The 23,036-nt window shown below is 61.1% G+C and carries 25 protein-coding genes; 6 read left to right on the top strand and 19 right to left on the bottom strand.

Annotation, left to right across the window (positions count from 1 at the left end):
• Positions 1–27: 27 nt before the first annotated feature.
• The 5 genes from Q1A44_RS07195 to Q1A44_RS07175 all read right to left on the bottom strand — a co-directional run bounded on the left by Q1A44_RS07195 (position 28) and on the right by Q1A44_RS07175 (position 2,974).
• A complete protein-coding gene (locus Q1A44_RS07195) occupies positions 28–591 on the bottom strand; it encodes a NifU family protein (protein WP_299622843.1) in 564 nt (187 codons plus the stop codon).
• Positions 592–690: 99 nt separating this feature from the next.
• Positions 691–1,146 carry a universal stress protein gene (locus Q1A44_RS07190; RefSeq protein ID WP_299622038.1) on the bottom strand — a complete coding sequence of 152 codons (456 nt, stop codon included), beginning with the start codon at positions 1,144–1,146 and terminating at the stop codon, positions 691–693.
• A 62-nt stretch (positions 1,147–1,208) separates the two neighbouring features.
• On the bottom strand, positions 1,209–1,805 hold the full coding sequence (locus tag Q1A44_RS07185; RefSeq protein ID WP_299622034.1) for a 2-hydroxychromene-2-carboxylate isomerase: 597 nt from the start codon (positions 1,803–1,805) through the stop codon (positions 1,209–1,211).
• Between the two features lie 3 nt (positions 1,806–1,808).
• Positions 1,809–2,672 (bottom strand): branched-chain amino acid aminotransferase, encoded by an 864-nt coding sequence (locus tag Q1A44_RS07180; protein WP_299622031.1) that lies wholly within the window; start codon positions 2,670–2,672, stop codon positions 1,809–1,811.
• Positions 2,673–2,734: 62 nt separating this feature from the next.
• Positions 2,735–2,974, bottom strand: a complete 240-nt coding sequence (locus tag Q1A44_RS07175; RefSeq protein ID WP_299622028.1) for a hypothetical protein — start codon at positions 2,972–2,974, stop codon at positions 2,735–2,737.
• A gap of 126 nt (positions 2,975–3,100) precedes the next feature.
• Here Q1A44_RS07175 and Q1A44_RS07170 point away from each other — a divergent pair, with 126 nt between their 5' ends.
• Complete coding sequence (locus Q1A44_RS07170; RefSeq protein ID WP_299622024.1) at positions 3,101–3,826, top strand: M48 family metallopeptidase; 726 nt, start codon at positions 3,101–3,103, stop codon at positions 3,824–3,826.
• Here the strand turns inward: Q1A44_RS07170 and Q1A44_RS07165 are convergent.
• A complete protein-coding gene (locus tag Q1A44_RS07165) occupies positions 3,823–4,098 on the bottom strand; it encodes a hypothetical protein (protein ID WP_299622021.1) in 276 nt (91 codons plus the stop codon). The genes Q1A44_RS07170 and Q1A44_RS07165 overlap by 4 nt on opposite strands.
• Positions 4,099–4,200: 102 nt before the next feature.
• Between Q1A44_RS07165 and Q1A44_RS07160 the strand changes: the two genes are divergently transcribed.
• The gene (locus Q1A44_RS07160) at positions 4,201–4,551 is read left to right on the top strand and encodes a YigZ family protein (protein ID WP_299622019.1); all 351 of its coding nucleotides are present in this window, start codon (positions 4,201–4,203) and stop codon (positions 4,549–4,551) included.
• A 70-nt stretch (positions 4,552–4,621) separates the two neighbouring features.
• Positions 4,622–4,882, top strand: a complete 261-nt coding sequence (locus Q1A44_RS07155) for a DUF6455 family protein (protein ID WP_299622016.1) — start codon at positions 4,622–4,624, stop codon at positions 4,880–4,882.
• Here Q1A44_RS07155 and Q1A44_RS07150 read toward each other — a convergent pair.
• From Q1A44_RS07150 to Q1A44_RS07105, 10 genes are all read right to left on the bottom strand, one after another.
• Positions 4,874–5,506 carry a hemolysin III family protein gene (locus tag Q1A44_RS07150; protein ID WP_299622013.1) on the bottom strand — a complete coding sequence of 211 codons (633 nt, stop codon included), beginning with the start codon at positions 5,504–5,506 and terminating at the stop codon, positions 4,874–4,876. The two genes, Q1A44_RS07155 and Q1A44_RS07150, sit on opposite strands and share 9 nt — an antisense overlap.
• Positions 5,507–5,553: 47 nt before the next feature.
• The gene (locus Q1A44_RS07145) at positions 5,554–5,943 is read right to left on the bottom strand and encodes a thiol-disulfide oxidoreductase DCC family protein (protein WP_299622011.1); all 390 of its coding nucleotides are present in this window, start codon (positions 5,941–5,943) and stop codon (positions 5,554–5,556) included.
• A 54-nt stretch (positions 5,944–5,997) separates the two neighbouring features.
• Positions 5,998–6,348, bottom strand: coding sequence for a hypothetical protein (locus Q1A44_RS07140; protein WP_299622008.1), 351 nt, complete (start codon positions 6,346–6,348; stop codon positions 5,998–6,000).
• Positions 6,349–6,541: 193 nt separating this feature from the next.
• On the bottom strand, positions 6,542–7,930 hold the full coding sequence (locus Q1A44_RS07135) for an FGGY-family carbohydrate kinase (RefSeq protein WP_299622006.1): 1,389 nt from the start codon (positions 7,928–7,930) through the stop codon (positions 6,542–6,544).
• Entirely contained in the window at positions 7,927–8,241 is a 315-nt protein-coding gene (locus Q1A44_RS07130; protein ID WP_299622003.1) for an L-rhamnose mutarotase, read from the bottom strand. The genes Q1A44_RS07135 and Q1A44_RS07130 overlap by 4 nt, the downstream gene beginning before the upstream one ends.
• Positions 8,241–9,227: an ABC transporter permease gene (locus Q1A44_RS07125; protein WP_299622000.1), complete on the bottom strand. Its 987-nt coding sequence runs from the start codon at positions 9,225–9,227 to the stop codon at positions 8,241–8,243. The genes Q1A44_RS07130 and Q1A44_RS07125 overlap by 1 nt, the downstream gene beginning before the upstream one ends.
• Positions 9,224–10,207 carry an ABC transporter permease gene (locus Q1A44_RS07120; protein WP_299621997.1) on the bottom strand — a complete coding sequence of 328 codons (984 nt, stop codon included), beginning with the start codon at positions 10,205–10,207 and terminating at the stop codon, positions 9,224–9,226. The genes Q1A44_RS07125 and Q1A44_RS07120 overlap by 4 nt, the downstream gene beginning before the upstream one ends.
• A gap of 11 nt (positions 10,208–10,218) precedes the next feature.
• Positions 10,219–11,751, bottom strand: coding sequence for a sugar ABC transporter ATP-binding protein (locus Q1A44_RS07115; RefSeq protein WP_299621994.1), 1,533 nt, complete (start codon positions 11,749–11,751; stop codon positions 10,219–10,221).
• A gap of 72 nt (positions 11,752–11,823) precedes the next feature.
• Positions 11,824–12,825: a rhamnose ABC transporter substrate-binding protein gene (gene rhaS / locus Q1A44_RS07110; protein WP_299621991.1), complete on the bottom strand. Its 1,002-nt coding sequence runs from the start codon at positions 12,823–12,825 to the stop codon at positions 11,824–11,826.
• 40 nt (positions 12,826–12,865) lie between these two features.
• The gene (locus Q1A44_RS07105; protein WP_299621988.1) at positions 12,866–13,666 is read right to left on the bottom strand and encodes a DeoR/GlpR family DNA-binding transcription regulator; all 801 of its coding nucleotides are present in this window, start codon (positions 13,664–13,666) and stop codon (positions 12,866–12,868) included.
• A 185-nt stretch (positions 13,667–13,851) separates the two neighbouring features.
• On the opposite strand from Q1A44_RS07105, the gene Q1A44_RS07100 reads away from it, so the two are divergent.
• Positions 13,852–15,954 carry a bifunctional rhamnulose-1-phosphate aldolase/short-chain dehydrogenase gene (locus Q1A44_RS07100; RefSeq protein WP_299621985.1) on the top strand — a complete coding sequence of 701 codons (2,103 nt, stop codon included), beginning with the start codon at positions 13,852–13,854 and terminating at the stop codon, positions 15,952–15,954.
• Positions 15,955–15,963: 9 nt separating this feature from the next.
• Positions 15,964–17,202, top strand: a complete 1,239-nt coding sequence (locus tag Q1A44_RS07095; RefSeq protein WP_299621982.1) for an L-rhamnose isomerase — start codon at positions 15,964–15,966, stop codon at positions 17,200–17,202.
• Here Q1A44_RS07095 and rimO read toward each other — a convergent pair.
• Positions 17,199–18,599, bottom strand: coding sequence for a 30S ribosomal protein S12 methylthiotransferase RimO (gene rimO, locus Q1A44_RS07090; RefSeq protein ID WP_299621979.1), 1,401 nt, complete (start codon positions 18,597–18,599; stop codon positions 17,199–17,201). The two genes, Q1A44_RS07095 and rimO, sit on opposite strands and share 4 nt — an antisense overlap.
• Before the next feature lie 102 nt (positions 18,600–18,701).
• Between rimO and Q1A44_RS07085 the strand changes: the two genes are divergently transcribed.
• Complete coding sequence (locus tag Q1A44_RS07085) at positions 18,702–20,627, top strand: AsmA family protein (RefSeq protein WP_299621976.1); 1,926 nt, start codon at positions 18,702–18,704, stop codon at positions 20,625–20,627.
• A gap of 50 nt (positions 20,628–20,677) precedes the next feature.
• Here Q1A44_RS07085 and Q1A44_RS07080 read toward each other — a convergent pair whose 3' ends face one another.
• Together Q1A44_RS07080 and kdsA are read right to left on the bottom strand one after the other, a co-directional pair.
• Positions 20,678–22,174 (bottom strand): phosphomannomutase/phosphoglucomutase, encoded by a 1,497-nt coding sequence (locus tag Q1A44_RS07080; protein ID WP_299621973.1) that lies wholly within the window; start codon positions 22,172–22,174, stop codon positions 20,678–20,680.
• Positions 22,175–22,201: 27 nt separating this feature from the next.
• Positions 22,202–23,035 (bottom strand): 3-deoxy-8-phosphooctulonate synthase, encoded by an 834-nt coding sequence (gene kdsA / locus Q1A44_RS07075; RefSeq protein WP_299621970.1) that lies wholly within the window; start codon positions 23,033–23,035, stop codon positions 22,202–22,204.
• Position 23,036: the final 1 nt, after the last annotated feature.

Raw genomic sequence — 23,036 nt, 5'->3', positions numbered from 1 at the left:
CACCGCGCGGTGAAGGCGGGTGCGCCGTCAGACGGCGACAGGGCGAACCTCGGTCACTTCGGGGATGTAGTGGCGCAACAGATTCTCAATGCCCATCTTCAGGGTGAGCGTCGAGGACGGGCATCCGGCACAGGCGCCTTGCATGTGCAGGTACACAACGCCGCGATCAAAGCCGTGAAAGGTGATGTCGCCACCGTCCTGGGCCACCGCAGGGCGAACCCGGCTGTCCAGTAGCTCTTTGATCTGGCCCACAACCACGCCGTCTTCACCGTCATGCTCGGCATGGCCCGAGGCGGGCGCATGGCCATCATCCATGACGGGCTGGCCCGACTGAAAATGCTCCATGATGGCCCCCAGAAGGGCGGGCTTGATGTGATCCCAATCGACGCTGTCGGCCTTGGTCACAGTCACGAAATCATTGCCAAAAAACACGCCGGTCACGCCATCAACGGCAAAGACGCGACCTGCAAGGGGGGATTTGGTGGCCGCTTCGGCGGTGGGGAAATCGGCAGTGCCCATTTCCAGCACGGTCTGGCCGGGCAGGAATTTCAGAGTTGCGGGATTGGGCGTGGATTCGGTCTGGATGAACATGCGGATCTCCTGAGGGTTATCGTAGGATATGCGCTCAGCCATGCTCCGAGTCAAGGTTTGGAATGGTTCTAAAGTGTGTTCCGGGGCAGGCAGAGCCGATCAGGTGATCGCCTCAAGCCGTTCCTTGCTCAGATCGCCGGGCACAATGGTGATCGGAATGGGCAAGTTGCCAGAGTTCCGCGTCAACTGGGTGACCAGCGGCCCGGGGCCCTTCTTGTCGGTGCCCGCACCCAGGACCAAAACGCCAATTTCGGCGTCTTCATGGATTTGGGCCATGATTTCGTCAACGGGTTGGCCCTCGCGGATCACCAGCTCAGGGTCAACGCCCTGTTTGTCGCGCATCCATTTGGCGAAGACTTCGAAATGGGCGTGGATGCGCTCGCGGGCTTCCTCGCGCATGACGTTGCCGACGCCAATCCAATGATTGAACTCATCAGGTGGGATAACGGACAGGATCGCCACGCCCCCGCCGGTATGCGACGCACGCATTGCGGCAAATCGCATCGCATTCAGACACTCGCGGCTATCGTCCAGCACGACCATAAATTTGCGCATGACGCCCTCCACTTCGGTGACGTCACCATGGCGCAAGCCAAAGCCGCGCGCAATCCCGTGTGTTAGCTGTCTTGGGCGTGGCGAATGGCCTGATCCATCCGGTCATTGCCCCAGAAATAGGTGTCACCCACCACGAAACTCGGCGCACCAAACAGGCCCTTGGCCAAGGCGGCCTCGGTATTGCTGCGCAACTGCGCTTTGCCGGTGTCCGTGGTTGCCAGCGCAATCACAAAGCCCGCGTCCTGGCCAATCTCGTTCAGGATCGCCGTGACCACTGCGTCATCCGCGATGTCGCGATCATCCGCAAAGTTGGCATGATACACCGCCCGGACAAAGGCACCGATCCAAGGCGCATCCGCGTGGGCCGCTGCAATGCGCGCCGCCAGCAAACTGCCGCGTGGAAAGCTGCTGGGCTTGGAAAAAGGCAGGTCCAGGTCCGCACAGCACCGCGTCATATCGGTCCACATATACGCACCCTTGATCGGATAGATGTTAAAGGGCGAATCGCGCATGCCTTGCGCGGCAAAGACCGGCCCCAACAAGAACGACCGCCAGCGCAGTTCGACACCGGCAGCAGCACAGGCGGCGTCGACGCGGGCGGCGCTCAGATAGCTGTAGGTGCTCGCAAACTCGAACCAGAATTCAACCGGTTTGCCCATGGATCACGCCCCGCTTGCTGCCCAATCCCAATACATCTCGCGGGCGCGCCGCGTGATGGGACCGATCTGATAGCTTTTATCTTCGAAGCCGGTAACGGGCGTCACCTTCATCATATTGCCCGACAGGAACACCTCGTCCGCATCGGCAAAATCGCCAAAGGTCAGCACGGTTTCATGCACTTTGATCCCGTCAGCCTTCATGTTGCTGATGTGCCGCGCGCGGGTGATGCCCGCCAAAAAGGTGCCGTTGGGAATGGGGGTAAAGACTTCGCCGTCCTTGACCATAAAGACGTTGGCCGTCGCACTTTCGGCCACATTGCCCATCGCATCCGCCACCAGCGCATTGCCAAATCCGTTGCGGCGCACTTCGGCCAGCATGCGCGCGTTGTTGGGATACAGGCAGCCCGCCTTGGCGTTGACCACGTTATCCTCCAGCACGGGGCGGCGAAATTGCGTCCGGCCCAAGGTGGTCGAGGCGTTTTGATCCGCCATCGGCACAGCCTCCAGACAAATGGCAAATCCGGTGGTGTCGGCCTTGGGAACGATCCCCGACGCGTCCCCATCCAGGCCCCAATACATCGGGCGAATATAGACCGCCTCCGAGGCGTCATAGGCCTTCAGGCCCTCGCGCACCGCATCGACAATCTCGCCCGAGGTGATGGTGGGAGTAAGCATCAGGGCCTCGGCCGACCGGTTCACCCGGGCGCAATGGGCCTCAAGGTCGGGCGCGCGACCGTCAAAGAAACGGGCCCCGTCAAAAACCGTGCTGCCGACCCAACTGCCATGATCGGCCGCACGCATGATGGCCACGTCCTCGTCATGCCAAGCGCCCTGGTAATAGGTGCGGATTTTGGTGCCGATGGCCATGCGCTGTACTCCCCTTGGATCGCTGGCACGCTATCAGAGACAGGTCATAGGTCCAGACCTTTTTAGCCAGTCTCGTCACGCAACTGATAAACCCCCTCGGGCAGATCCAGGGCCGCCGCCAGATCGCGCAGCTGTTCCGGCGACAGGGTGATCCTGACCACAGCATCACGGCGCGGGTCGTATTGTTCGACGGTTACGCACTCGGCAAAGCTGTTGACGATGACGTCTTCTTCCAAAGGGGCCTGACCTTCATCCACCAGTGTGATGACGGTGGCGTCAAATTCGTGCTCAATCGTAAACATAAGGGCAGGCTAGGCGATCCGCGACCGCTTGCCTAGGGGCACACGGCTGCGTGATGGGGGCTGGAAGCGGTCCGGGGGCGTGATACTATCACCCGAAACACAATGCGGACATGAGGCAGTGACACAATGATGCGATGGGCCCTGGCGATGGCGGCGACGACACTCTGTGTTGCGTGCGAGCCCGTGATCATATCAAGTGCCCCCCCCACACCCGAGCTTCAAGTGGTTGACACACCGGACGAGCTGCGGACGCAACGGCAAGCCGAACGGGCCTTTGCCGAGGTGGTCAAGGTGATGGAGCCTTTGGCCGAACGCGAATGCAGGAACCGCACGCGCGGCATGAACTGCGATTTCCGCATTCTGGTGGACACGCGACGGGGCCAGCCCCCCAACGCATTCCAGACGCTGGACAAAGAGGTGGAAAACCAGCCGGTGATTGTGTTCAACTCCGCGCTGATCGCCGATGCACGCAACGTGGACGAGCTTGCCTTTGTCATGGGGCACGAGGCCGCGCATCACATCCAGGGGCACATCCAACGGCAACGCCTGAATGCACAAGTCGGGGCAGAGCTGTTCAGCGAAATTGCTGCGACCCTGTCGGGGGGGAATTCCGAGGCTGTGGAAATCGGCGGCCGGATTGGCCAATCGGTTGGCGCGCGCAGCTTTTCCAAGGAATTCGAACTTGAGGCAGACGAGTTGGGCACCATCCTGACAGCCCGGGCAGGCTATGACCCGGTGGTGGGGGTCCAGTTCTTCAACCGCATCCCCGACCCCGGCAACCGGTTCCTTGGCACGCACCCGCCCAACGCCCAGCGGATCGCGCTTGTGCGCCGCACGGCGGCAGGGCTCTAGCGGGCGGCGTCCCTCTTGCGCAGGCGAAGGCACAGACCCAGCGTCGACATCACCACGAAAAACCCCTGGATCAGGGCAGCGGCCAGGTTGAAACTGCCCGCCAGCCCGATCAATACAAAACTGGCCGCCATCAGGTTGACAGCAAAATACATCGCGCAGTTGCTGTTTAGCCATTGCATGGTCAATAGCCCGTAATTCATCACATAAAGGGCAAAACCGGCTAGCCCGATCACTTCGAGCAGGTAGGGGGGAACCGATTGAAGGAATGCCATGGTGCAAAATCCATCGAAAAAGAAAAAGTGCGGAAAAAGCGTCGTTCAATGCAATCACGCTAGCACGGGCGGCCCCCGGCGTCCGGTGGGGGAAACCTTACCTTGAAACAACTGGGCCAAATCCTCAGCGACCGGGGGTCGAAATACGCGGTCTCGGGTTGCCGTGTGACCGACAGGGCGGCAATCGATGCCGCTTTGGCCGACCTCAAACAGGACCGCGCCTATGCCAAGGCAACGCACAACACCTGGGCGGCTGATCTAGAAAACGGTGGCCCGATCAAAGGCGACGACGGCGAAAGTGGTGCGGGTATGGTCATCATCCGCATGCTGATGCGCGAGGGCCTCAAGGATCACCTGATCATCGTGACCCGCTGGTACGGCGGCAAACATCTGGGCGGGGACCGATTTCGGCACGTCCAGACCTGCGTGCGGGCCTATCTGGACGCCATTTGATCTGGGTCAAAGCGACCCATGCCCGGCCCATGTGACGTTAGAGGCAAGGCATCAGCGAAAGGGCTGGATCATGACCGACACACGTTTGAAACATCACGCCGCTTTGGTGGACCGTATGGCAACCGCCCGTGGGCTCGACCTTGAAGAGGCGGCCATGCGCGCCGATATGGCCCCCGGCGATCTGGCCGACATGGTGCTGCGCTGTACGGGCTGCACCCGTCCTGGCGAATGCGCCGAATGGCTGGACCAGCAAAAAGGGGCGGTCTCCGAAACTCCGGCCTTTTGCCGCAACGCCCAGCAATTTGCCGATCTCGCCGCCCGCTCAGGCTGAGACGCCGACTGTAATCGCACCAAAGAAGCAGGCCGAGGCGGACAGGACAAATACGTGCCAGATGGCGTTTTGATAACGCATCCCGTCGCGGGCAAAAATCAACGCGCCAATAGTATAAAGCAGGCCACCTGCCACCACGAGGGTCGTGGCGATACCGGGCAGCGATTGCCACATGGGCCAGATCAGCAACACGCTGGCCCATCCCATAGCCAGATACAGCCACAAGGCGCCGCGCCCATCCGCGGTCAAGAAACAGACCTTGGCAATCGCGCCAATCAAGGCCACGGCCCAAACCCCCGCCAGCACCACATAAGCAAAGCCGGACCCGATCAATACGACCAGCGGCGTGTAGGTGGCCGCAATCTTGAGATAGATAGAGGCGTGATCAATCCGCAAAAAGACGGGCCGCGCCCGCTCCCACGGCACCAGGTGATAGGCGGCAGAGGCGATCATGGCAAAGATGACGACGCCGCCGTAAATGCTGGTGGCGGCGATCTCGTCGACCGGTTGGGTTTGCACAACGTGCAGGATCAGAGCGACACAGGCGATGATCCCGCCAACCACACCCACAAAATGAACCGACGCATCGGCCAGCGTTTCACGCAAGGAATAGGGATAAGCCATGGCACCAGCCTGACGGTTGCAACGGTCTCAGTCCAGCGTCAAAGCCCTCACATCTGCGTTGACGTTTCGGCACCCTTCTTCATCCGGCGCAGGTTCCAGCGATAAAGCAGGGGGGCAAGAATGCGGTCGTAGACCTGCACCGCCAGCCAATTCACACCGGGCAGGGATACCAGCCGCGCAAGCGGGCGATAGCGCGGCATATCCTGCCACAGCACGATGAACGCAGGGATGCCGGAATAGAGTGCTCCGTCTTTCAGGACATGCAGCCGCCGCGTGGCATCATCGGCGCTGATGCCCCATTCGTGCAGGGCATCGCTGTTCAGATCGTCAAAGCCGATGGGCAGGGCCTTGGCCGCGCTATAGGCGGCGTAATGGTCAATCTCGAACCGGCAGACCGGGCAGTCAGCATTGTATAGGACGCGTGTTTTCTCTGTCATGTTCCACATCTAGGGCTGCGCGCGCCCATGACAGAGGGTCAAACCGACGCAGGCTCAGCGCGGTTTGTTCCCGTCGATCCAGCGCGACATCATGGTCTTGTCCTTGAAACATTCGCTCGGGATCTGTCGGCGTTTGAGGCGCGCGATCCGTTCGGCAAACTGGACCTGTTTGGCGCTGGGGTAGTTGGCGAAACGGCCCTTCGGCTGCGCGGGCTTGGCCCGGTCGATCCACGCCGACAATGCGGCCCGGTCGCGAAAGAGGGCCGCAGGCAGTTTTATACCGGTGCGCGCGGCGAGCGATTGGGCAAAAGCAATCTGTTTTTCGGTCGCGGGCTCTGGCGCTGAAATCGGCAACGCACCCTGCGCAGGATCAAACAGGCCCGGTTGATGTGAATGATAGGACATGGGTCATGCTCCGTTCTCTCATGCAAGAACAAATAAAGAACATTAACTATTTTTCAAGTCCCTTGAGGGCCGGAAATTAACCTTTTGTTATGTCCCCGCGGGGACAAACCGCGCCGTTCGCTGCTGGATACAGCGTCATTCTTCCCCTTCTTCGCGCCCGGCAGAACATTGAAAAACAGGTTTGCCTGTTCCTTTAGAGGCTGCGCTGATCCAGATGCGTTTGCCACATTTGGGCGTAGTCTTGCAGCTGTGCAACGCGCTCTGCGGGCGGCACAATCCGCCGGTTCTGGCTCGGGCGCACAGTCTTTGGATCACAAGCCAGCAGGGCGGCGCCTGCGCTGGTGCCCGTGACGCCCGCGGCGGAAAACACGGCGCTGCCCGTCGCTGCGGCCAGCATCTCAAGATAGACCGTATTGCCCGCAAAAGGTCCCTCCACAATGACCGCGCCGGCATGGCCGATATTGCGCAGGCATTCCGCCGTCACCAGCGCAAGATAAAGGGCCACCGCCGCCCCGCGCCGTACGGTGCCAACCGCGGGTTCGGGGCCGATCCAGGTGGCGCTTTGCCCTTTGAACGGTCCTGTTTCCGGCACAACTGCAGGCAACAGCATGACCTGCCGCGCCATCACCGCATCCAGATCATCATCCGTGGGGTCGGGATAAGGACCGCCTGTGGCCAGATCATGCTCTCGCCCCCCCATGAACCGCGCGGAGGGGGCGGGCGTGCCATGCGCCGTCACGTTGATCAAGGCATCAAGGTCGGGGTTCAGCACCACTGGCGTGCCGCCCACTGACATCGCGACAACCCAGGTGCCTGAGGACACAACGCTGAACGGCGCGTCATGCGCCAGGATGTAGGGCAAGAGCGAAGCGTTGGAGTCGTGAATACCACAATGGACCGGAGTGCCGGGGCATAGCCCCGTCTCGGTTGCGATGGCAGGCAAGATCGGCCCCAGCACCTCCCAGGGTTTGCGCACGGGCGGCAGTTTGTCCGCCATTTCCAGCCCCGCCACCAGCGATGAAAACGTACCCTCATGCGGGTTCCAAAGATCGGTGTGACAGCCCAGCGACGTCACATCCATCGCCACTTTGCCCGTCAGCAGAGCGCCCCAAAACTGCGGATATGTGACAATCGTTTCGGTGCGTCCCCGCAGGGTCGGGTCCTGTCGAAACTGCCAATAAAGCTGGGCGCCGATGTTGAGGCCGCCAGCGAGCTTGGGCGATCCGGTTTCCGAGAAAGGGGGACGGATCGCCGCGTATTCCCGGGCCAGATCATCGGGCCCCGCGTGTTCATAATCCAGGATCGGCGCGGCCAAGTCCCCCTTTTCATCCAGCAAGGCAGCACAGGCCCCGTGGGTGGTGACCGAGATGGCGTCGATCCCATGTGCGGCATGAAGGTCGCGCAGGCCCGCGCGCAGAAAATCCCAATGCCCTTCGACGTCGAAATGGGGCCAGGGCGGGCCGGGTCGTACGGCGTTGGGCCGCGTGATTACCGCGATTTCGGACAGGTCGGCGGCATCGACCAGCACAAGCTTGGCGTTGGTCTTGCCAATGTCGATGACGGCGATGTGGCGCGGGGTCATGGCTGGTGAAAGACCGTTTCAAGGGGCGTGGCGATGGGTTCAAGGCTGGGATGCGTCTCCATGATGTCGGCCATGTGCGCCCACCATTTCTGCATCACGGGGTGGGCGGGCAACGTGTCCATCCCGTGCCCATCCGTACGCCACAGTACGGCAAAAAGGATGTCCGTTTCCGCATCCAGATGGATCGAATAATCGGACACGCCTGCCTCTTGCAAAAGGGCGGTCAATTCCGGCCAAATCTCGTCGTGGCGCTTGATATATTCGGCGCGGCAACCGGGGTTGAGCTTCATCTTGAAGGCATATTTTTCCATCAGGCGCGCCGCCACATGGACCAGAGCCGGGGCAGGGCGATGACCCCGATCAAAAGTGCGCCGATCACGATGGACATCACGATGCCCGGCACGTTCAAGAGGCCCAGCCCAAAGGTGACCAGCCCCATGACAAAGGCCGCGATGACGACGCCCACGATGGTGCCCGAGCCGCCCAGGATGCTGACGCCACCCAGGACGACCATGGTGACCACCTCCAATTCCCACCCCGTCGCGATGGAGGGGCGGGTGGAGCCGAGACGCGCGGTCAAACAGACGGCGGCGATGCCCGACATGAGACCGGTGAGCAGGAAGAGCGTGAATTTTACCCGTTGCACCCGGATACCAGAGAACATCGCGCCGGTCGGGTTGTTGCCGATTGCATAAACGGCGCGGCCAAAGTTGGTTTTGTGCAAGAGCACCGCATAGATCGCGGCGATGATCCCGAAAAGGACAAATTCGAAGGATATCACCCACCAGATGTAGCCTTGGCCAAACCATTGAAAAGACGACGGATAACCGCCGTAGGCTTGATCACCCAGCACGATAAAGCTGATGCCGCGAAACAGGCTCATGGTGCCGATGGTCACGACAATGGAGGGCAAGCCAAAGCGGGTGACAAGCACCCCGTTGAATGCGCCGCAAAGCAGACCAACACCAAGCCCGATCAGCACCAGACCCGGCGTGCCCACGCCCATCTGGACTGCCGCCCCCATGGCGGTGGAGGCCAGCGCAATGATGGCGGCGACGGACAGGTCAATCTCGCCCGAGATGATCAGCAGGGCCATGGCAAAGGCGATCATCGCCTTTTCGGTAAAGTTGAAGGTGGCGTCGCTGAGGTTCCAGGCGTTGAGGAAATAGGGAGAGGCAAAGCTGTTGGCTACAAAGATGGCAATTGCCACGAGCAACAGCAAGGTTTCCCAGCTTTTGAGCCGCTGTTCCAGCCGGGAGCGCAGGCGGTCGGGGATATGGCGGTCGGTGGTGCTCATGTCGCGTGTTCTGCCTGTTTGAGGATAATGCGGCCCTTTTTGCGATTGGCTTGGGCGTTGAGCGCCACGGCGATGATGATCGCGCCGCCCGAGATGGCCAGTTGCCAGAAGGGCGAGATGTCGACGACCGGCAGCGCGTTCTTGATGATGCCGAGGAAGAGGGCGCCGAGCAAGGCCCCCGCCACTGTGCCGATGCCGCCCATGATCGACACGCCGCCGATAACGCAAGCCGCGACCACGTCCAACTCGAACCCGCCCGCGATATCGACGTAAGCCACGGCGAACCGCGACACCCAGAGGTAGCCCGCCAACCCCGCCAGTGCGCCCGAAATGGTGAAGGCCCAGAATTGGGTCTTGCCCACGTTGATGCCAGCATACGTGGCCGCATGGGGATTGCCGCCCGCAGCATAGAATGCGCGGCCCAAGGTTGTGCGTGTCATCACGATGGTAAAGAGGATGACGGCGATGATCGCGATCCAACTGAGGACCGGAAGGCCCAGAAGGATGGTGCGTGGAAAGGCCTTGAACGCGGCGCTCATCTCGTGACTGTTCACCCATTTTCCGTCTGAAATCAGAAAGATAATTCCGCGAAAGATGGTCATCGTACCAAGGGTGACAACGATAGGCGGGATGCTGAGCTTCCACACCAGCAGGCCGTTGAACATGCCCAAAAGCGTGCCGAGACCCACGGCGATCATCAGAATAAAGATCATGGGCAGGCCGGGTGCGGCCACGTTGATCATGGACACGACCATCCCTGTGAGCGCAAGGTTTGCTGCCACACTGAGGTCGATGCATTTGGTCAGGATCACGATCATCTGGCCGATGGCCAGCAGGATCAGGGGCGAGGTGTCGTTGAAGACCCGCGCCAGGTTGGATGGCCCGATAAAGGCGGGAAAGCGCGACGAGATCAGGACCAGCAGCAGTACGATGGCCGCCATCAGAAGCGTCTCTCGGGTGGAAATCAGACGTTTGAGCATGGCGGGTCCCCTCAGATACCGGCAGCGTGGCGGACAAGCGTTTCGGGTGTCAGATCATCGCCCGCTAGCTCGGTTGCGATGCGTCCCTCGCGCATGACGATAACCCGGTCGGCCATGCCGAGCACTTCGGGAATTTCCGAGCTGACCATGATCACGGCGAGGCCCTGGGCCGCCAGTTCTGCCATGAATTCGTGCACTGCCGCCTTTGAGCCGATGTCGACCCCCTTGGTCGGTTCATCGAGGATGATCACTGATGGTTGGGTGGCGAGCCACTTGGCGATAACCACCTTTTGCTGATTGCCGCCTGACAGGTTGCCCACTGGCGTGTCGAGCGAGGCGGCGCGCAAGTCCAGCCGTTCGGTATAGTCGCGAGCCAGTTTGAATTCTTCAGCCAACTGCAGGAAACCGTTGTTCGAGATACGCCCCAGCGAGGGGAGCGTGATGTTCTGGAAGATGGGCAGATCGAGGATCGCGCCTTGGGCCCCGCGATCTTCGGGCACGTAGACGATGCCATTGGCGACGGCGTCGGCGGGCGATCTGATTTCGACTTGTTTGCCGTTGACTTCGACCGTGCCGGCCGAGGTTCTGGTGATGCCGAAAAGGGCCTGCATGAATTCGGAGCGGCCCGCGCCAACGAGGCCGTAGAAGCCGAGGATTTCGCCGGTGCGCAGCGTGAAGCCGATGTCGTCAAATTCGGTTGGGTGGTCGTAACCTTGGACCTTGAGCACAGTGTCGCCGGGGTTGGGTGTGCGTTTGGGAAAGATCTGGCTGACGTCGCGCCCGACCATCATCTTGACCAATTCGGTTTCGCTCACATCGGCGATGGCGCCGTCCCCGATCAGTTGGCCGTCGCGAAAGACGGTGTAGTTGTCGGCGATGCGGAACACTTCGTCGAACTTGTGGCTGATGAAGAGGATCGCCTTGCCCTGGGCCTTGAGGCTTTCGACCAGCTCGTAGAGCTCTTCGATTTCCTTGTGCGAGAGCGCGGCGGTCGGTTCGTCCATGATCACGACACGGGCGTCGATGGACAGGGCGCGGGCGATGGCGACAAGGTGTTTGTTGGCGATGCCAAGGTCGCGCAGCTTGTGTTCGGGATCAATCTGGGCGCCGATGCTGTTCAGCAGATCGCGGGCCTGGGCCACCATCCCTTTGCGGTCGATCAGCCCGAAGGCCCCGCGGGGGGCGTGCCCGAGAAAGATGTTTTCGGCGACGGAAAGCTCGTCAAAGAGGACGGTTTCCTGATGGATTGCCGTGACGCCATTATCCGCAGCGTCCTGGGGCGCGGGAAAGGCGGTGGGCATGCCATCGACCTCGATTGTGCCGCCGTTGGGTTGATAGATGCCCGTCAGGATTTTCACGACCGTGGATTTGCCCGCACCGTTCTCGCCGATCAACGCTGTGACCTTGCCGGGAAAGAGGCTGAGTGAAACGTCAGAGAGTGCTTTGACGCCGGGAAAGGTTTTGGTGATGCCCTTCAATGCCAGAACGGCGTGCCTTTGGGACACGTCTTGCGACGGCACAGGTCTATCCGTTTGCTTGAGCATTGCAGGCACTCGATTTGGGGGAAAGACGCCCCCGGCGCGATGTTGGGACCACGCCGGGGGCCATGCCGATCTTTAGAAGATCGACTTGAACTGCTCGATATTGGACGCGTCATAAACAAACGGGTCGGCCATCGCGGCAGAGTTGCTGTCATCTAGCGTGATGGTGCCCACGCGTCCGATGGAAATTTCGGCGCCGGGTGCGGCCGTGGCGGCACCAGAGGCCAGCGCATGCGCAATCATCGTGGCGGAGTAGCCCAGATCGATGGGGTTCCAGATCGCAAAGGACTGCGACGCGCCGCTTTCAATTGCGCCCGCCATCTCAGACGGCAGGCCCAGGCCCGTCACGTTGACCTCACCGATCTTGCCCGCGTCCGCAACGGCCTGGGCCGCGGCCACGATGCCCACGGAGGTGGGCGCGATAATGGCGTCCAGATCCGGGAAGGATTGCATCAGGCCCTGGGCCTCGCGGTAGGATTTGTCGGCCAGATCATCTCCATAGACGGTCGAGACAACGTTGATGCCCGGGTAGTTGGGCAGCACCTTGGTCATTTCTTCGATCCAGATGTTCTGGTTCGTCGAGGTGGTCGTGGCCGACAGCACCGCCACGTCACCGCCATCGGGCAGGTGGTCGGCGGCCAGCTTGACGATCATGTTGCCGATCAGAGCGTTGGACGACGGGTTGAGGTGGACCATGCGGCCATCATCCGCGACGCCGGAATCCCAGGAAATGACCGTGATCCCACGCTGCATCGCGCGCTTGAGGGCGGGAACCAGCGCGTCGGTGTCGTTGGCGGACACGGCGATGGCATCCACGTTCTGGGCGATCAGGGCGTTGATCACCTCGATCTGGCCTTCGGCGGTGGTGTCGGTTGGGCCGGTATAGATGACCTCGACGTTGCCCAGCTCTGCGGCGGCCTCTTGCGCGCCTTCATTGGCAGCCTCAAAAAAGCCGATGCCAAGCGCCTTGACGACCAGCGCGATGCGCATGTTGTCCTGGGCCATGGCAGATGTGCCCATGAGGCTGGCCGCGAGGCTGAGGCTGGCGGTAAGTGCGGTGAATGTGCGACGTTTCATTGGTTTCCTCCCTAAAATCGTTCGCTTTATTGGTCGCCTGCTAGGAGGCGACGGCTTTCTGCGCGCTGCCCCGTGGGGCAACGATCAGTTTCACTTCGGCGGCGTCCAGCATGGCAGCCGCCTTGTCGGAAATGTTGTCGTCAGTGATGACGGTGCTGATCCGGGCCAGCGGGCACAGCACGAGGCTGGAGCGTTGTTCGAATTTGCTGCTGTCCACCAGCACCACCAGTTCGTCGGCCTGCCCGATCAGCTTTTGTTCGGCCTGGATCAGGAGCGGGTCTGCCTCCATCAGCCCCAAGGGGCCGAGACCCTGCGCCCCCATAAACATGCGCCGGGCGCAGAAGTTGCGCGTCACGTCGTTGTCGAATGGCGACAGAATGATGTTTTGCTCGCGGTAAATGGTGCCGCCCGACAACATCACAGTGTTCTTGGAATGTTTGAGCAGATGTTCAGCAATGGGGAACGAATTGGTAAAGACTTGCATCCGGCGGCTGGCCAGCGGGTGGACCATCTGGAACGTCGTGGTGCCCCCGTTGATGATGATGGCGTCACCGTCCTCGCACAGATCGACGGCGGCGGCGGCAATGGCCTGCTTGTCCTCGATCCGCATGGTTTCGTTGACCGAAAACGGCCGCCCTGCGAGGCCCACGAATTGTGGCGGGGTCAGTGCCTCCGCCCCGCCGCGCACACGGCGCAGGAGCTTTTCCTGATCCAGTGTGGCGATGTCGCGGCGGATCGTGGCCTCTGATGCGCCGGTCATGTTGCACAGGTCCGTGACGGTCACGACTGGCCGTTCCTCGACCGCGGACAGGATGATCGTGTGGCGTTCTTTTTCGTGCATTGCGGCCTCCCTTGCTCTTTACGGTGTGCAGATTCGGGTCACCTGTCAATCAAAAACGATCATTACCAATCATACTGCGGTGCAGCATGATTGTTTTTGAGTGAAAATGATTGACATCGCAGGTCGCTCCGCTCAGCCTTGGGACAAGAAATTTGAGAGGCGCGTGGCGCTGACCGGGAGGAAAGATGTTGAAATCATTGGAAACTCAGCTCCTTGAGCCGCGCTGGGACGATCAAGTCGCTGCGGGGATGAGCGAATCGGAGCTTTTGCTGTATCGCTCGAACATTCTGGGCTCGGACAAGCGCGTGACCAATTATGGCGGCGGCAACACTTCGGCCAAGGTTCAGGAAGTTGATCCGCTGACCGGCGAGACGGTTGAGGTACTTTGGGTCAAAGGGTCGGGCGGCGATATCGGCTCTATCAAGATGGACGGGTTTGCGACCCTGTATATGGACAAGTTGCAGGCTTTGAAGGCGCTGTATCGTGGGGTTGAGTTTGAGGATGAGATGGTCGGCTATCTGCCCCATTGCACCTTTATGTTGAACCCGCGCGCGGCCTCGATCGACACGCCCCTGCACGCTTATGTGCCGCGCAAACATGTGGACCATGTGCACGCCGATGCAATCATTGCGATTGCGGCCTCGAAAAACTCCGAGGCGTTGACCCAGAAAATTTTTGGCGACCGGATCGGGTGGCTGCCCTGGAAAAAGCCCGGTTACGAACTGGGTCTTTGGCTGGAGAAGTTTTGTGTTGAGAACCCCGATGCCGATGGTGTTGTGCTGGAAAGCCATGGCCTGTTCACCTGGGGTGATACCGCCCGGGCGTGTTATGACCAGACCATCGACGTGATCAACGTGGCCACCCGCTGGTTGGCCGAGCGCAGCGATGGTGTGGCCGCGTTTGGTGGCTCTGTGCATGACAGTTTGGAGGCGGACGCCCGCCGTGCCGTTGCGGCCCGGTTGATGCCCGCGATCAGGGGCTTTGTGTCGGGCAACCAGCATATGGTGGGTCATTTCAACGACAGTGACGCAGTTCTGGAGTTCGTGAATGCCAAGGAGATGGAGGCGCTGGCCGCCCTTGGTACGTCCTGCCCTGACCATTTCCTGCGCACGAAAATCCGGCCTTTGGTCGTGCCTTTTGATCCGGCTGAGGGCAATCTGGACGCTGTTCTGGCGGGCCTGCCGGAACAGGTCGATGCCTATCGCAAGGACTATGCCGCGTATTACGACCGCTGCAAACATGACGATAGCCCGGCGCTGCGCGACCCCAATGCGGTGGTCTATCTGGTGCCCGGCGTGGGCATGATCACCTTTGCCAAGGACAAGGCCACGGCCCGTATCTCGGGCGAGTTTTATGTCAATGCGATCAATGTGATGCGCGGTGCGTCGGCGGTCAGCGAATATCAGGGCCTGCCCGAACAAGAGGCATTCGACATCGAATACTGGCTGCTTGAAGAGGCCAAGTTGCAGCGCATGCCCAAGCCGAAATCGCTGGCGGGCCGGGTCGCCTTGGTCACTGGTGGTGCCGGCGGGATCGGTGCGGCGACGGCGTCGCGCTATCTGGCCGAAGGGGCCTGTGTTGTGTTGGCCGACATAAACGATGAAGGGCTGGCGGCGACCCAGGCCAATCTGGTGGGGCGTTACGGCGCGGATGTGGTGCGTGTGGTGAACATGAACGTCACCGACGAGGCCGCGGTTGCCGCCGCCTATGCCGATGCGGCGGTTGAATTTGGCGGCGTGGACATTCTGGTGTCGAATGCGGGCATTGCGTCGTCGGCCCCGATTGAGGAGACGACGCTGGCCCTCTGGAACAAGAACATGGACATCCTGTCGACCGGGTATTTCCTGGTCAGCCGCGAAGCCTTCAAGCTGATGCGGGTGCAAGGCATGGGCGGTGCCGTGGTTTTTGTTGCGTCCAAGAACGGCCTTGCGGCCTCGCCGAACGCAGCCGCCTATTGCACGGCCAAGGCCGCCGAGATTCATCTGGCCCGCTGTTTGGCGCTGGAGGGGGCGGAGGCTGGCATTCGTGTGAATGTTGTGAACCCTGACGCGGTGCTGCGCGGCTCGAAAATCTGGGAGGGCGATTGGCTGGAACAGCGCGCCGACACCTATGGAACCGACAAGGAGGGGCTGGAGGAAATGTATCGCAACCGCTCCATGCTCAAACGCTCTGTCCTGCCTGAGGACATTGCCGAGGCCTGCTATTTCCTGGCGGCAGACACGTCGTCGAAATCGACGGGCAACATCATCAACGTGGACGCGGGCAACGTTCAGGCGTTTACGCGGTAAGGACAGAACATGAGCTATGACACGGCCAAGGCCGCTTTTGCCGAATGGGGTGTGGACACCGAAGCGGCGCTGGCGCAGCTGAAAACCATCCCGATTTCAATGCATTGCTGGCAGGGCGATGATGTGGTGGGCTTCGAGCAGAAGACCGGTGCGTCGGGCGGGGGCATTCAGGCGACGGGCAATCACCCGGGCCGGGCCCGCACCCCGGATGAGCTGCGCGCGGACCTGGAATTTGCCTATTCGATGATCCCGGGTCAGCACCGGTTGAACCTGCATGCGATGTATCTGGACACCGATGCCACCCCGGATCGGGACGAGATCGAATTCAAGCATTTCGTGCCTTGGGTCGATTGGGGCCACGATCACGGCATCAAGCTGGACTTTAACCCGACCTTTTTCGCCCATGCCAAGGCCGATGATAACCTGACGCTGAGCCACCCGGATGCTGGCATTCGCGACTTTTGGATCGAACATGGCAAACGGTCACGCGAGATTGCCGCGGTGATGGGCGCGGCGCAAGGGGCGGCCTGTGTAAATAACATCTGGGTGCCGGATGGTTACAAGGATATCCCCGTGGACCGCATGGCGGCCCGCGCGCGGCTTGAGGCGTCGCTGGATACCATGCTAGATAGACGTCACGACAAGGGGGCGATGCTGGATGCGGTGGAAAGCAAGCTGTTTGGCATCGGGGTCGAGGCGTGCACCGTGGGCAGTCACGAGTTTTATCTGGGCTATGCCATCCGAAACGAGACGCTTTTGTGCCTGGATATGGGCCATTTTCACCCGACCGAGAACATTGCAGACAAGCTGAGCGCGGTGGCGCTGTCGCTGGACGAGATATTGCTGCATGTCTCGCGGCCCATGCGCTGGGACAGCGATCATGTGATCCTGCTGAACGACGATATTTTGCAGATGGCGCAAGAACTGGTGAGTGCGGACCTGCTGGAGCGCACGCGGATCGGCCTCGATTTCTTTGACGCGACCATCAGCCGGACAGCGGCCTGGGTCATTGGTACGCGCAACATGCAAAAGGCGCTGTTGCGGGCGTTATTGACGCCATGGGATCGGTTGCGCACGGCCGAAGATGCATTGGATTTCACCACACGGATGGCCGTGACCGAAGAGTTCAAGGACATGCCATTCGGTGCCGTTTGGGCCGAGTTTTCGGCGCGTGCGGATGTGCCGAACGGCCCTGCGCTGATCACTGAACTTGAACGGTATCAGAGCAGTGTGGCGGGGCGCGGTTAAGTCGTGACGATCCGCCCCCAAAGATCGTAATCGCCGGCCTCGTCCACTTCGACGGTGACAAGATCGCCGGGCTTCAGGCCCTCGAACCCTTCGTCGATAAAGAGGTTGCCATCGATTTCCGGCGCGTCGGCCTTGGTTCGGCATGTGGCGGCCTCGTCATCGACCTCGTCCACAAGGACCTGCATGGTTTGGCCAACCTTGGCGGCCAGCTTGGCCTCGGAAATGGCGGTGGCCTTTTCCATGAAACGGTCCCAGCGGTCTTGCTTGACTTCTGGGGCCACGTGATCCGGCAGCGCGTTTGAGCGGGCCCCATCCACGTTTTCGTACTGAAAGCAGCCCACCCGGTCCAATTGCGCCTCGTCCATCCAGTCGAGCAGGGTTTGAAATTCGGCTTCCGTCTCGCCGGGATACCCCACGATAAAGGTCGAGCGCAGGGTTAGGTCAGGGCAGATGTCGCGCCAAGCGGCAATCTCGTCCAAGGTCTTGGCCGCCGCCGCCGGACGCGCCATGCGTTTGAGCACATCGGGATGGGCGTGTTGGAACGGGATGTCGAGATAGGGCAGCACGAGGCCATCGGCCATCAGCGGGATCAATTGCCGTACATGGGGGTAGGGATAGACGTAATGCAGGCGCACCCAGGCCCCGAGCGACCCCAGATCGCGGGCCAGATCGGTGATATGGGCGCGGTGGCCATGGGCCTCGGCATGTTTGATATCAACGCCGTAGGCCGATGTATCCTGGCTGATTACCAGCAATTCGCGCACGCCAGCCTCCACCAGCTTTTCCGCCTCGCGCATGACCGCGTGGGCGGGGCGACTGGTCAAACGTCCGCGCATATCGGGGATGATGCAGAACTTGCACTTGTGGTTGCAACCCTCGGAAATCTTGAGATAGCTGAAATGGCGGGGTGTGAGGCTGATCCCGCGCGCGGGCAAGAGGTCGATGAAAGGGTCGGGGTCAGGTGGCACGGCGGTATGCACCGCATCCAGCACCTGTTCGTATTGATGCGGGCCGGTGACGGCCAGAACCTTGGGGTGGGCACCTGTGATATATTCCGGTTCGGCCCCCAAACAGCCCGTCACGATAACCTTGCCGTTTTCGTTCAACGCCTCGCCGATGGCCTCAAGGCTTTCGGCCTTGGCACTGTCGAGAAAGCCGCAGGTGTTCACGATCACCGCATCCGCGCCGGAATAGTCGGGTGAAATGCCGTACCCTTCGGCCCGCAGCCGGGTCAGGATGCGCTCGCTGTCCACCAGCGCCTTTGGGCAGCCGAGGCTGACCATGCCGATGGAGGGCTGTCCGGGGCGGGTGCGGGCATCCAGTTGCGCGGCAGGCGATGGGTCAAGCCGCGCCTTGGGCGCGAGGTCGGGGCGCAGATTTGGCGGGTTTGTGCTCATAGTAAGCCTCATAGGGGAACTCTTGTGCGGGGAAAAGGGTTGGGGTTACGACACTCCACGCGGTAGTGTCGCATCGACACGTCGCCAGAACGGAGCAGCCTCATGAAATGGATCATTCGCCTGATCGGATTTGTCCTTGTGATCATCCTTGTTGCGGGGGTGTCGCTGTTCTTTCTGCCCAAAGAGCGGATCGCGCAACTGGCCGCGGACCAGATCAGGACGGCCACCGGACGCGATGTTTCGATCACGGGCGATGTGTCTATGACGCTGTGGCCCGTTTTGGGGGTCAGTGCCGGCGGCCTTGAGGTGGGCAATGCCGAGTGGTCTGATCAGGGGCCGATGCTGACTGCGGAGAACGCGGCCATAGGTGTGGACGTCATGGCGCTGCTGGGCGGCGAGATTCGCATTACCAATATTGAGGCGACCCGGCCTACGATCCGGCTGGAAAGCCGGGCGGATGGCCGCGCGAGCTGGGTCTTTACCGATGCCAGCGGCGAGGCGCAGATCGAGACTGAAGTGGACCCTGACCGTGCCCCGCAAGCGGTGTCGATCCAGCGGTTGGAGGTCACTGAGGCGACTTTGATCTATGACGCTGAAGGCTCTGACCTTGTGTCCTATTCGGACGTTGACCTTACTCTGGATTGGCCAGAGCGTTTGGGGCCTGCCGATATTGCCGCCCGCTTGCAGCCTGCGGGCAGCCCCGTCGAGGTCAGCGCGACTATTGGAGGGTTTGCCGGCTTCATCACGGGCGAGGTTCGCCCCGTTCAGGCCGAGATTACGGCAGGCGGCGGGACGCTGACCCTGGACGGGCGTGCCAGCACAGCGGGCGAAGTGGCGGGGCAACTGACCTTGGATATGCCCAGCACGGATGCATTTCTGGCTGCATTGGCTTTGCCAAAGCCGGGCCTGCCTGCGCGCCTGGGCCAGTCGGTAGACCTTGCGACCGAAATCACTTTGACGCCGGACCGGCGTTTGTCGCTGCGCGGATTGACGGCGGATCTGGGCGGCAACGCCCTGACCGGTGCCGCCGATATAAGCCTGAATGGGACGCCGCAGATCAACGCACAGCTGAATGCCGGGGCCCTTGATTTGCGCAGTGCGACCGAAGGCGGCGGTGAAAGCGCGCCGGTGGGCAGCGGATGGCCCACGGACCGCATTGATGCCAGCGGTCTGGCCGCCTTTAATGGCGAGATTGCCCTGACCGCGTCGAGCGTGGATTTGGGCCAGTTCAAGCTGGGGGCCACGCGGACCCTGCTGCGCAACGACAATTCGCGGATGGTGTTCGAGCTGCGCGAAGTGGCAGCCTATGCCGGCGTGCTGTCGGGCGAATTTGTGATCAACAACCGCTCTGGCCTATCGGTTGGCGGCAAGATGTTTGCGCAACGTCTGGCGATGCAGGAGCTGCTGCGCGATGCCGTCGGGTTGGAACGTTTGACGGGGCAGGCCGATGCCGAAATGTCGTTTCTGGGGTCGGGGTCTTCCGTGGATGCGATCATGAAATCGCTGTCGGGCCAGGGTGCAGTGAACTTTGGCAAGGGCACAATCATAGGCATTGATCTGGACCGGTTGATGCGGTCCGGCGCTGTGGGCGGTGGCACGACCGTTTTTGACAGTCTGGGCGCCACATGGACCATGGATGCGGGCGTGTTGCGCAATGATGATCTGTTGTTGAAACTGGCCAATTACGAGGCGCGGGGCGCGGGGCAGGTCGGTCTGGGGGCCCAGACGATAGACTATACGTTCACACCGATTGCGCTGCGCGCCAATGAGGGCACAGGCATTGCTATTCCGGTTCGTATTCGTGGGCCTTGGGCAAATCCCAGCATCCTGCCTGATCTGGAAGCGGCCATCGACCTGAACTTTGCCGAGGAGGCAGAACGCCTGAAAACGCAAGCTGAAGAGGCCGTGCGCAACCGCGTGGCCGAAGAGTTGGGCGTGAGCGGCGATGCCGCACAAGACCTCGAAGGGGCGGCGAAGACCAAGATCGAGGACGAGATCAAGAAGGGCCTGCGCAGCCTCTTTGACTAAGGGCGGGGCGCACCGACAGGTACGCCTTGCGCAGATGTGTCGCTGTCGCGCTAGAACGTTTGGTCGTAGTCGCCCACCGACGGTTCGGTCCGGATGATCGCGTCTATGTCGGCAAAGACAGCGCGCAACTCAGCCTCGCTCTCGGGGCTTTCGCAGACCACGACGAGGTTGGGCGTGTTGCTGGAGGCCCGTACAAGCCCCCAGCCGCCATTGTCGAGAATCACACGTGCGCCGTTGACCGTGACCACATCCTTGATCGCGCGTCCGGCAATCGTGCCACCATCGGCATGCAAAGCGGCCAGCCTGTCCACGATCCGCGCCAGCGTGTCGTATTTTTCAAGATCCGAGCAGTAAGGCGACATGGTGGGCGTCGAATGGGTCTTGGGCAGGGCCTTGCGCAGGTCTGACATCTTCATGTCGGGGTTGCGGTCCATGAGTTTGCAGATTTCCACGGCGACCCGCATGCCGCAATCGTAGCCGCGCCCGATGGGTTCGGCCAGAAAGTAGTGGCCGGATTTCTCGAACCCCGCCAGAGCGCCCAGTTCCTTGACCCGCCGTTTCATGTGGCTGTGACCGGTTTTCCAGTAATCGGCCTTGATGTCGTGCTTGCGCAGTTCCGGGTCGGACGCAAAGAGGCCTGTGGATTTTACGTCGGCAACAAAGGTGCTGCCGGGATAAAGCTTGGCCAGATCGCGGGCCATGATGACGCCGACCTTGTCGGCAAAGATTTCTTCGCCTTCGTCATCCACCACGCCGCAACGGTCGCCGTCGCCGTCAAAGCCAAAGGCGAAATCCGCACCGGACGCAGTCACACTGCCCGCCATGTCGTGCAGCATTTCCATTGCTTCGGGGTTGGGGTTGTAGTTGGGGAAGGTGTAGTCAAGCTCATTGTGGCTGGGCACAACCTCGACGCCGAGGCGCTCGAACAGCGCAGGGGCAAAAGCCGCTGCCGTGCCGTTGCCGGTGGCACAGACCACCTTGAGCTTGCGGGTCATTTTGAAGTCGCCCACGAGGTCATCCAGGTAGGCCTCGCGCACGCCATGCACAAATTCGTAACCGCCGCCTGAACGCGTCTCGCCCTCGCCATTCAGCACGATATTGCGCAGCTCGCTCATCTCGTGTGGGCCGTGGGTGAGGGGGCGTTCAAAGCCCATTTTCACACCGGTCCAGCCGTTTGGATTATGGCTGGCCGTAACCATCGCGACGGCGGGTACGTCGAGGTGAAACTGGCTGAAATAGGCCATGGGGGACAGGGCGGGGCCGATATCCTTGACCTGAATGCCTGCCTGCATCAGGCCCACCATCAGGGCATTTTTGATCGACAGCGAATAGTCGCGATAATCATTGCCAACGGCGATCACAGGTTCAATCCCGCGCCGCTGCATTTGGGTGCCGAGGCCAAGGCCAAGGGCTGTGATGCCGGGCAGGTTGATCTCGTCCGGGTATTTCCAGCGGGCGTCATATTCGCGAAAACCGGTCGGGGTGATCATGGGATCGCGCAGGAATTCCCACGTGTTTTGCGTCACTGTGGCAGCAGGTTTGGTCATTGAAAAATCCGCTTTGAAATTTGGCGTTCAGATGGAAATGGGGCGCGCCTTGGCCAGCGCGTCAAAGGCCATCAAAGTCTCGATCACTTCGGCCATCTGGTCGAGATAGATCATGTTGGGCCCGTCTGAGGGCGCGCTGTCGGGATCGGGATGGGTTTCGATGAACACGGCTCCTACGCCGATGGCCACAGCCGCGCGGGCCATGACGGGCGCGAATTCACGCTGCCCGCCCGATGATCCGCCCTTGCCACCCGGTTGTTGCACTGAATGTGTGGCATCCATCACCACCGGATAGCCGGTTTGTGCCATCTGCGGCAGCGACCGCATGTCCGCCACCAGCGTGTTGTAGCCAAAGGATGTGCCCCGTTCGGTCAGCAGAATGCGCTCGTTGCCGGTGCTTTCGACCTTGCTGATGATGTTGGGCATTTCCCAGGGGGCCAGGAACTGCCCCTTTTTTATGTTCACGACAGCGCCGGTGTTTCCGGCGGCCAGCAGCATATCGGTCTGGCGACAGAGGAAGGCAGGGATTTGCAGCACGTCGACCACTTCGGCGGCGATGGCGCATTGGCCCTCGTTGTGAACATCCGTCAGGACGGGCACGCCGATGTCGTTCTTGATGGTTTGCAGAGCTTGCAGCCCCTCGTCGAGCCCCATGCCGCGCCCGCCCGACAGCGAGGTGCGGTTGGCTTTGTCATAGCTGGCTTTGAAGATGTATTGCGCGCCTGCGGCGTCACAAATTTCCTTCATCGTGCCTGCGATATCGCGGCCCATGCCCAGCCCTTCGAGCGCACAAGGGCCTGCGATGACCGTCAGCGGTTGGTCATTACCGATGGTCAGATCGGCGATCGCTACATGTTTCATC

Origin of the sequence: uncultured Tateyamaria sp. (assembly GCF_947503705.1) — a bacterium.
GTDB lineage: Bacteria > Pseudomonadota > Alphaproteobacteria > Rhodobacterales > Rhodobacteraceae > Tateyamaria.
The sequence above is the reverse complement of the archived record's forward strand: the minus strand, read 5'-3'. Positions and strand labels throughout refer to the sequence as shown.